At 71.3% G+C, this 10,400-nt stretch carries 5 protein-coding genes; 4 read left to right on the plus strand and 1 reads right to left on the minus strand.

Annotated elements, in window-relative coordinates; genetic code table 11:
* Together AOK17_RS26330 and AOK17_RS26335 are read left to right on the plus strand one after the other, a co-directional pair.
* Nucleotides 1–2,997 (plus strand): glycosyl hydrolase (locus tag AOK17_RS26330; RefSeq protein WP_055615031.1); only part of this gene is annotated, 2,997 nt, incomplete at its 5' end.
* Between the two features lie 343 nt (nt 2,998–3,340).
* Nucleotides 3,341–7,180 carry an nSTAND1 domain-containing NTPase gene (locus AOK17_RS26335; RefSeq protein WP_055615032.1) on the plus strand — a complete coding sequence of 1,280 codons (3,840 nt, stop codon included), beginning with the start codon at nt 3,341–3,343 and terminating at the stop codon, nt 7,178–7,180.
* Between the two features lie 125 nt (nt 7,181–7,305).
* Here AOK17_RS26335 and AOK17_RS26340 read toward each other — a convergent pair whose 3' ends face one another.
* The gene (locus tag AOK17_RS26340; protein ID WP_055615033.1) at nt 7,306–7,830 is read right to left on the minus strand and encodes a hypothetical protein; all 525 of its coding nucleotides are present in this window, start codon (nt 7,828–7,830) and stop codon (nt 7,306–7,308) included.
* 303 nt (nt 7,831–8,133) lie between these two features.
* Between AOK17_RS26340 and AOK17_RS26345 the strand changes: the two genes are divergently transcribed.
* Entirely contained in the window at nt 8,134–8,445 is a 312-nt protein-coding gene (locus AOK17_RS26345; RefSeq protein WP_055615034.1) for a DUF5133 domain-containing protein, read from the plus strand.
* 124 nt (nt 8,446–8,569) lie between these two features.
* Nucleotides 8,570–10,400: alpha-1,4-glucan--maltose-1-phosphate maltosyltransferase (locus tag AOK17_RS26350; RefSeq protein ID WP_169801951.1), on the plus strand; the 1,831-nt coding region annotated here is incomplete at its 3' end.

Here is a 10,400-nt window from a genome sequence, read left to right on the forward strand (position 1 = left end):
GCCGCCGCGGCCACGACGGCCGCGGCCGGTGCTCTCGCCGGGGCGGGACCCGGGAGCGCCTCGGCCGCCCCCGCCGGCGCCGCTTCGGCCGTCTCCTCCTCTGCTTCCTCTGCTTCCTCCGTCTCCGCGGGTTTCGCCGAGCCGGGCCGCGCGGTGCGGCCGAAGTTCCGCTGGTGGTGGCCCGACGGCCTGGTGCGGCCCGACGAGATCAGACGGGAGGTCGACCAGATCGCCGACGCGGGCTTCGGCGGCGCCGAGATAGCCGCCGTGCACCACAGCGTCGCCGACCCGTCGGTGCTGGACACCGAGCGCCACGGCTGGGGCAGCCCCTCCTGGGTCGCCGGTGTCGAGGCCGCGCTGAGCCAGGCGGCCCGGCGCGGCCTCACCATCGATCTCACCGTCGGCCCCGCGTGGCCCGCGGCGGTCCCCGGCATCACCCCCGACAACGAGGCCGCCGTCAAGGAACTCGCCCACGGGGCCGTCACATTGGCTCCTGGTACGGCCTACTCCGGCCCCGTCCCCGAGCCCGTCCACGAGGCGGCGTCCGGCGTCACCGAGCAACGGCTGCTCCTGGTGCAGGCGGCGCGGGTGAACACCGCGAACTCCACCCGCAAGGAAACCGGCCTCGACCAGGACTCGGTCCGCGACCTCACCACCGCCGTCTCCGACGGCACCCTCGGCTGGACCGCGCCCGACGACGGCACCTGGGTCCTGATCGCGTACTGGGTGCGCGGCTCCGGCCAGACACCGGAGGCAGGACCGCACACCGACCCGCCCTCCTACGTCGTCGACCACTTCAGCGCGGCCGGCACCCGAGCGGTGACCGACTTCTGGGAGGACCACCTCCTCACCCCGGCGATCCGCCGTCTGCTGAAGGTCTCCGGCGGCGCGCTCTTCGAGGACTCCATCGAGCTGGAGACGGACGGGCTCCAGTGGACGCCGGGCCTGCCCGACGCGTTCCGCGAGCACACCGGCCGCTCCCTCCTGCCGCTGCTGCCCGCCGTGATCCTCGACAACAGCAACCAGGTCTTCGCCTTCGAGGCCGCCGCCACCCGCCAGATCCGGCACGACTTCTGGGAGACGGTCTCCACTCTCTTCAACAGGCACCACGTCGGGGCGCTGCGCACCTGGGCGCACTCGCTCGGCCTCCAACTGCGCTCCCAGCCCTACGGGTTGCAGACCGACGCCATCGCCTCGGCCGCGCTCCTGGACATCGCCGAGGGCGAGTCCCTGGGCTTCAAGAACCTCGACGACTACCGCTGTCTGGCCGGCGGCCGTGACATGGCCGGGCACACCGTGCTCTCGTGCGAGGCAGGCGCCTACTCCGGCAGCGCCTACAGCACCACCTGGCAGCGGTTCCTGCGCACCATGGGCGGCGCCTACGCGGCCGGGGTCAACCAGACCGTCGTGCACGGCTTCTCCTACGCCGAGCTGCCGGGCGTCAACTGGCCGGGATACGCGGCCTTCACCCCGTACAAGGGAACGGTCGGCTACGGCGAGTCCTGGGGACCCCGTCATCCGACCTGGAAGCACGTGCCGGACGTCTCCGGCTACCTGGGGCGGGTCCACCAGGTGCTGCAGACCGGCCGGCCCAGAGCCGATGTGGCGGTGTTCCGGCAGACCGGCTACACCGCCACCGGTATCGGCGCCTCCTGGTTCACCGCCACGGGCATCACCCTGGGCTGGACCCATCAGTTCCTCAGCGGCCCGCTGCTCGACCTGCCGGCCGCCACCGTGCGCAGGGGACGGCTCGCGCCCGACGGCCCGGCCTACAAGGCCCTGTTCGTCGAGGGCGACTTCTTCTACGGCTCCACGGTGACCCTTGCCCTGCGGGACGCCCGAGCCCTGCTGCGGCTCACCCGCGCCGGACTGCCGATCGTGCTGCTCGGGGCGTGGGACACCGTCGTGCCGTCCGGCGTCCCCGACAGCGGCGAGACCGACGAACTGCGTTCGGCGGTCGCGGAGTTGCTCGCCCAGCCGCGGGTCCGTCGTGTCACCGACAAGACCGCGGTGCCGGCCGCGCTCACCGAACTCGGGGTACGGCCCGACGTCGGGTACGCCTCCGCCTCCACCCTCCTCAACGCCCACCGGGTGGCCGACGGCGTCGACTACTACTACCTCTGCAACGGCAAGCACGCCGAGACCGTGAAGCCGCCGGTGGCCGCCATCGACCACGACGTCACCCTGCATCGCACCACGGCAAAGGGAGTGCCGTATCTGCTGGATCCGTGGACCGGCGGGGCCGAGCGCATCGCCCGGTACACCGAGGACGGCGACACGGTCACCGTGCGGGTCGCCCTGCAGCCCGCGGAGACCCTCGTCGTGGCGATCGGCCGCCCCGGCCTCTTCGGCGACCGCAACGGCGGCCGTCCCCACGCGGTCACCGGCGAGGCCGACGAGGTGCGCTTCACGGACACCGGACTCACCATCCGTGCCACGACGGCGGGCACGTACCGGACCGAACTGTCCCACGGACGCACGGTGCGTACGTCCCTCAAGGAGGTTCCCGGGCCGACGGAACTCACCTCCTGGCGCCTGCGCGTACAGGACTGGCGGCCCGGCGCCACGGCCACCAGAACCACCGTCGTCGAGCACGACCTGACCCTGGACGCCCTGGTGCCCTGGTCACAGATTCCGGAGCTCGCCGACGTCTCGGGCATCGGCCGCTACCGCACCACGGTCACGCTCGGCGACGCCTGGACGGGCGGCCGTGGCGCACGCCTCGAACTGGGCGCCGTCACCGACACCTGCCGCGTCACCGTCAACGGCCACCGACTCGACCCCGTCGACCAGATCCGCCCGGTGGTGGACCTCGGCGGCCTGCTCCGCCGCGGGCCGAACGTCATCGAGGTCGAGGTGGCGACCCCGCTCGCCAACCGGCTGCGCATCAGCGATCCCGGGGTGTATGGCGGCCTGGCACGGCAGGCGTACGGGCTGATGGGCCCGGTACGCCTCGTGCCGTACGGAGAGGCCCGCGTCGGCACGCCCACTCGCTAGAAGCTCCCCGTGGTGTTCCGGAAGGCCGGGCTTCCCCCTGACCCGGCCTCCCGGAACGCCACCCGCCCGGCGCTGTCCCCCGTCCGGCGTCGGCGGGCCGGCATCGTGGAACGTTCCCCCGATGCTCCCCGTACGTCCACGTGCTCCCCCGTACATCCACGTGGATCGCGCCGGCCCGCCATGACCTCAGCTTTCAGGGTCGGGGCATTGTCCGGCAGTCCTCTGTCGCCACTTCAGACAATTTCGTGGCGCGAGTGGTGCGTTCTCGCCATGCCCCTTTCCCCACCGCCGCCAGGATTCGTAGCGTGCGGGTCGACAGGCGCACACGGCGACGGGGGATGCGATGGGACGTCGTGAGCGGCCACTGGACCCGGCCGAGGGACCCGTCGCGCAATTCGCTTACGAACTGCGGAAGTTGCGCCGGGAGGCGGGCGGCATCACCTACCGCGCGATGGCCCGGCGGGCGCACTACTCCGCGGCCACGCTCGCGCACGCGGCGGCCGGAGAGCGGCTGGCCTCGCTGCCGGTGGCCCTCGCCTATGCCGAGGCGTGCGGCGGGGACCGCGACGAGTGGGAACGACGGTGGCACCAGGCCGCCCAGGACACCGCCGAGGAGAGCCGCGCGGCCGACGACGACACGGAGGCTCCCTACCCCGGCCTGACCCGCTTCGAGGCGAGCGACAGCGAACGCTTCTTCGGCCGGGACCACCTCGTCGGCCAACTCGTCGACCTGGTCCGGGACAAGGAGTTCGTCGTCCTGACGGGCCCGTCCGGCAGCGGCAAGTCCTCACTGCTGCGCGCCGGTCTCATCCCGCGCCTCCAGAAGACCGACCCGCCGCGCGTCCGGCCCGCGACGATCCGGATCCTCACCCCGGGACCGCACCCGGCGCGCACCCACGCCGACGCCCTGGATCCGAGCACCACCCGCTCCGGGACGGTCGTCGTGGTGGACCAGTTCGAGGAACTCTTCACCCTCTGCGCCGATCCCGCCGAGCGAAAAGCCTTCCTCGACCTGCTGTTCACCGCCGTCCGCCCCGATCACGGCATCCGCGTCGTCGTCGCGGTCCGCGCCGACTTCTACGGCCACTGCGCCCGGTACCGCCGGCTCGCGCAGGCCGCACAGGATGCGACGCTCCTGGTGGCTCCCCTGAGCACGGAGGAGCTGCGCGAGACGATCGTGAAACCGGCCGCGCTCGGGGGTCTGATCGTCGAGCGGACGCTGACCTCGCGGATCATCGCCGAGATCCAGGACGAGCCCGGTGGCCTGCCCCTCATGTCGCACGCCCTGCTGGAGACCTGGCGCAGACGCCGGGGCAGAGCGCTGAGCGAGGCCGCGTACGACGCCGCGGGAGGCATCCACGGGGCCATCGCCCGCACCGCGGAGGATCTCTACGAGAGCCTCACCGGCCGCCAGGCCGACCACGCCCGTCGCATCCTGCTCCGCCTGGTGAGCCCGGGGCAGGGGACCGGAGACACGCGCCGTCCGACCCGGCGCACGGAGCTCACCGCGCTGGGCGACGGCACGGACGCCGACACGGATGTCGTACTCGAACGACTCGCCCACGCCCGTCTCATCACGCTCGACGAGGACACCGTCGACCTCGCCCACGAGGCCGTGCTCACCGCGTGGCCCCGGCTGCGTACCTGGATCGACGAGGACCGCGAGCGGCTCAGGTCCCAGCACCGGCTCACCGAGGCGGCGGCCACCTGGCAGGACCTCGGGCGGGACTCGGGCTCCCTCTACCGGGGCGTACGGCTGTCCACCGCCGAGGAGCAGTTCGGCGCCACGGACGATCTCACCCCGCTGGAACGGGAGTTCCTCGGCGCCGGCCTCGACGCCCGCCGGGGTGAGCAGCGAGGCCGCAGGACCCGTACGGTCGTCCTGTCCGTCCTCGTGGTGCTCAGCCTTGTCGCGGCACTCGTCGCCTGGCAGCAGAACCGGTCCGGCGAGCGGCGGCGGATCGAGGCGGAGGCCCGGCGGCTCGTCGGAGTCGCGGAGAGTCTGCGCCTGTCCGACCCGGTCACGGCGATGCGGATCGGCCTCGCCGCGTGGCGCGTCGCCGACCTTCCCGAGACACGCTCCGCGCTGCTCGGCGCCGCGGCGCAGCGGAACCAGGACGTGTTCACCGATCCCGACGGCACCGACGAGACCATGCGGCATCTCAGCGCCGACGGCCGCACGCTCCTCAGCGTCGGCACCGGTCGGGTGACCCGGTGGGACGTGGAGACGCGTCGGCGTACGGCCACCTGGCCCGGGCTCGGCGGGGCCGCGAAGGAGGTGGGGTTCATCCGGGCGGACGCGTCCTGGATCCCCGAGTTCGACGAGGGAAGGGCCGCGCTGCGGAACCTCGCCACGGGTCGGCGGGACGGGACGCCGCTGGCGGTCGCCGACGGCGGCGTCGAGATGGGGCCGAGCGGTCGCAGCCTCCTCGTCTACCACGCCGAGGGATCCGAGCGCCGGGTGCAGCTCTGGGACGCCCGGTCCCGGCGGAAGCTCCTGGAGATCGCGCGCGACACGGACGCGAAGGTGGACGGGGCGACCGGCGCCCAGGTGGAGTGGGCGAGGCTCACGGCCCACAAGAACCGGCAGCGGAAGGACGGTCGAGGTACGGCCCTGACGGACGATCCCGCCTTCACGGATGCCACGGTCAGCGCGGACGACCGTCTGCTGGCGCTGTGCGTCCCGGGCGAGCGCTTCGAGTTGTGGGATGTCGCGAAGAAGCGCCGCCTTCCCGCACCCTGGCTGCCCAAGGCGACCGTCGAGCAGTGCGTCAAGGAACGGATCGAGTTCACGCCCGACGGCCGGTATCTGGGACTGATCGACGCCAGCGGATTCCGGGCGTGGGAGGTCTCGTCGGGCAAGGAACTCCCTGCGGTCACCTACTCCGGCCTGAAGGTCGCTCAACTCAGTGCGGACGGCGCCTACTTGGTGGCGTCGGACGGCGAGGAGATCCAGGTCTGGCGGATGGACTCACCCGACTTCCCGGTCGTACGGCACCAGTTGGCCGGCGAGACCGTCCAGGAGATCAGGATCGACACGGAGGCCGGCATCGTCCGTTACCTCGGCGGCCCGGAGGGCTCATGGGGACCCGCCGTCCACACGCTGAACGTGGGCAGCGCGGTGAACACCCGCTGGGAGCAGTCCCCCGCCCTGGCCGTCAAGTTCGGCCCGGACGGCAGGACGCTCGCCACGGCCCGCCTGACCAAGGACGGGACGTACCTTCGGTTCCGCCTGGTCGACGGACGTACGGGACGGCTGCTGGCCGAACCTCCACGCATACCGTGCCGACCTCCCTCGAAGGATGTGATGTTCCCAAGCTGCGACGCCCTTCTCGCCTTCGACTCCACCGGCAGAACGCTCGCCTACGGCGTGGCGAACTACTCGTCGGCGCCCACAGCGACGCAACTGTCCCTCTACGACATTCCGCGGCGACGTGTCACCACCACCCTGGACAGCGACGAGCTCGGCGTGGATGCGCTCTCCGATATCGCCTTCGGCGCCGACGACCGGTCGCTGCTCCTCTCCCCGCTGCCCGGGTCCGTACCCGAGGCCACCCGCCTCTGGGACCTGCGCCGCCGGACCACGACCGGCACGCTCCCCGGTTCCGTCGGCGCGGTGACCTCGCATCCCGACGGCGACCTGCTCGTCACCGAGCGCGGGCAGGCGTACCGCATGCCCGCGGGCACCCGGCTGCCGTCGGTCAGAAGCCCCGGCAGGTCCACCGCTCTGGCGTTCAGCCCGGACGGTGAGCATCTGGCCGTAGGTGACGGCTCCGGCCGGGTCGTCCTCTGGGACGGGCGGCTGGGCCGACGGCTCGGTGTCCTCGCCGACCCGGACACGACCACCTACCAGTACGTGTCTGCCCTGGTCTTCTCCCCCGACGGCCGCACGCTCGCCGTCGCGGGTGACGAGGGCACCCTTCAGCTCTGGGACGTCTCCTCCCGCCGACGGATCGGGTCCCCGCTCGTCACACCGGGCGACACCGTCCGCACGCTGGCGTTCGGTCCCGACAGCGGCACGCTCTACGCCGCCGGGGACCACGCCCCCTTGCAGACGTACGAGATCACCCCGGACCGTGCGGCGCGGACCGTATGCCGTCGCGTGACCACTGGGCTGTCGAAGGACGACTGGGACCGCTACGTCCATGGCGTCACCTACAGACGGAGTTGCCCGAGTGCCTAGATGGACGGCCGGGCTCCCCTCTTCTACCGGGGTACTCCGCGAGAAACGCCACCGGCCCGCGACCGCCTGAGCGGCTGCGGGCCGGTGCGGCGTTCTCTCCGGAGATCGGATGGATCTACATGGATCTACCCGGAGGCCGCCGCGACGACCTCTTCCTCGATCGAGCCCACGGGCGTGGAGAACGCCATCGCCGGTACGGGCATCTCGCGGGGCGTCCGCCGGGCCTCGCGCAGACTGGGCGCGGGGCCGGCCGGGACCAGCGGGGCGCGCTCGATGGCTCGGGCCCGGCGCGAGAACCAGACGATCTTTCCGCCGGTGCCCGTGCCGCAACAGCCCCATCCGTCGCTCAGCGCGGCGATGCGGGCCAGCCAGCCGGGTGTGGCGGACTCCGGGTGGAACCCGCCGTCGTTGTCGGCGACGGCGGTGATGAGGTGCTGGCCGTTCCACCACATCTCGATCGTGGTGTTCTTGTCGGCCGCGTGCTCCCCGATCGAGCGGAGCAGCACATCGGCACAGTGACAGACGGGCTCGACGAGGTTCTCAAGGTTCCAGTACCGGAGATGGGCGGCCAGAATGCGCCTGACCTGGTCGACCCGCTCCGGACTGACTTCCACGTCGAGGTGGTAGTAGCAGGGCACTACGGTCTTCATCGTCGTTGGCTCCTCACCGGCGAAGCTCTTGCTCCTCCTCGCCCCTGCGGGCCGAGCCCCGAACACGAAGCGTGAGCAGTGATCGCTTCTGAGTCAGTCCCAGAGTGGGATCGGTACTCCATTCGTGCAACACGAGAGCGCGCCTGATGTAGTTGAAGCGACAACAGGACGTTGAGTGTCACCGCGTGCACCATGGGTGAGGGCGTCGGCCGCTGTAGTCGGTCGATGCCTCTCCGTGCACGGGCTTCACGCACGATCCGGGCGAACCGTGCGCATTCGAGGGAGTGGAAGGTGACCAGTGAAATGCTGCTGCCTGCCAAAGCCGAGGTCGCCAGGCATCTGGAGCTGTACCGAGCCTGGGAACGCATGATGCTCGCGGCCCCCGCCGACCGTGCGGCGCGGGGCAATTTCGAGGACACGGGCTACACGCTGTGCGTGCTCATGGGCAAACGCTGCGCGCGGGAGGCCGTGCACGCCGCCGAGCGTTATCTGTCGGTCGGGCCGGGGGCCCGCCGCCGCGACCGGGCCAAAGGCGGCCCGGCCAACGGCAGGCGCCCCGCCAAGTCCGGCAGGCCCGGCCGTTCCGACGGTCTCGCGGCAAGCCCTGTGGCGTAACGGGGTCTCCGACGCCACTGCCCGGCTCGGACCGGGCGCTGGAACGGCGACAACAGCGAGAACGACAAGGACGCAAGCACAGCGCAGAAAGCACAGAAGTTCGCAGACGACGGAGGTGAGATCCATGACCGACAACCCGGCCGACGGCCGTGTCCCCCCTGTTGGCCGCGTGCCCATCGTCCCGATCGGCCGCGTCCCTGTGGTGGATGTCCGACCGGCCGTCGACCGCGGCACCCGCCCGGCGAAGGCGGTACCGGGCGAAACCTTCCAGGTCACCGCCACCGTCTTCGGCGAGGGTCACGACGCGGTCGCCGCGAACGTCGTCCTGCGCGATCCTCAGGGCCGTACGGGCCCCTGGACCCCGATGCGCGAACTGGCCCCCGGCACCGACCGCTGGGGCGCCGACGTCACCCCCGGAGCGGTGGGCGACTGGGTCTACTGGGCGGAGGCCTGGTCCGACCCCGTGACCACCTGGCGCCGCGCCGCCGGCATCAAGATTCCGGCGGGCATCGATGTCGGACTGGTCCTGGAGGAGGGCGCCGAACTGTACGAACGGGCCGCCTCCGGAGTCCCGCACGAGGCCGGGCGAGCGGCGGTACTGACCGCCGTGGACGCCCTGCGTGACGAGTCCCGGCCGCCGATCGCCCGCCTCGCCGCCGCCCTGACCCCGGATGTGGACACGGCGCTGGCGGACCACCCCCTGCGGGAACGGGTCTCCCGGTCGGCCCCGCTGCCCTTGCTGGTGGAGCGGGAGCGGGCGCTGTACGGCTCCTGGTACGAGTTCTTCCCGCGCTCGGAGGGCGCGGTGGTCGAGGACGGCAAGCCGCCGGTCACCGGCACCTTCCGGACCGCCGCGCGACGACTGCCCGCGATCGCGGAGATGGGCTTCGACGTGGTGTACCTGCCACCGATCCATCCCATCGGTACGACCTTCCGCAAGGGCCCCAACAACACGCTCGACGCGTCCCCGGACGACGTCGGGGTCCCCTGGGCGATCGGCTCACCGGAGGGCGGGCACGACGCCGTCCACCCCGACCTCGGCACGATCGACGACTTCTCCGCCTTCGTACGCCGGGCGGAGAGCCTGGGCATGGAGGTCGCGCTGGACTTCGCGCTCCAGTGCTCGCCGGACCACCCGTGGGTGGAGAAGCATCCGGAGTGGTTCCACCACCGCTCGGACGGCACGATCGCGTACGCCGAGAATCCGCCGAAGAAGTACCAGGACATCTATCCGATCGCCTTCGACGAGGACATGCCGGGGCTGATCGCCGAGACCGGGCGGATTCTGCGGTTCTGGATGGGCCACGGTGTACGGATCTTCCGCGTGGACAATCCGCACACAAAGCCGGTGGCGTTCTGGGAGCAAGTGATCGCGGACATCAACCGTACCGACCCCGATGTCGTCTTCCTGGCCGAGGCGTTCACCCGCCCGGAGATCATGCATGCCCTGGCACGCGTGGGTTTCCAGCAGTCGTACACCTACTTCACGTGGCGCAACACCAAGGCCGAACTGACCGAATACCTCACCGAACTCTCCAGTAACGATGTCGCCGCGTACATGCGTCCCAACTTCTTCGTGAACACGCCCGACATCCTGCCCGGGTATCTCCAGCACGGCGGCCGTCCGGCTTTCGAGGTACGGGCCGTTCTGGCGGCGACCCTTTCGCCGGCCTGGGGAATGTACGCCGGATACGAGTTGTGCGAGAACACTCCGTTCAGGGCGGGCGGTGAAGACTATCTCGATTCGGAGAAATACCAGCTGCGGCCCCGGGACTGGGAGTCGGCAGAGCGTGACGGACGCTCCATCGCGCCTCTCATCGGTTCCCTGAACCGGATCAGACGGCAGCACAGCGCACTGCGCCGGCTCAGGAATCTCCACTTCCACGACACCGACAACGACGCGGTGATCGCGTACAGCAAGCACGACGAGTCCGACACGGTTCTGGTGGTCGTGA

The organism is Streptomyces phaeochromogenes, from assembly GCF_001418655.1.
Classification (GTDB): Bacteria; Actinomycetota; Actinomycetes; order Streptomycetales; family Streptomycetaceae; genus Streptomyces; species Streptomyces phaeochromogenes.

Excerpts from the sequence above, each read along its gene's own strand:
- AOK17_RS26335 (WP_055615032.1), top strand. The coding sequence starts at position 3,341 with ATGGGACGTCGTGAGCGGCCACTGGACCCGGCCGAGGGACCCGTCGCG.
- AOK17_RS26340 (WP_055615033.1), bottom strand. The coding sequence starts at position 7,830 with ATGAAGACCGTAGTGCCCTGCTACTACCACCTCGACGTGGAAGTCAGT.
- AOK17_RS26345 (WP_055615034.1), top strand. The coding sequence starts at position 8,134 with ATGCTGCTGCCTGCCAAAGCCGAGGTCGCCAGGCATCTGGAGCTGTAC.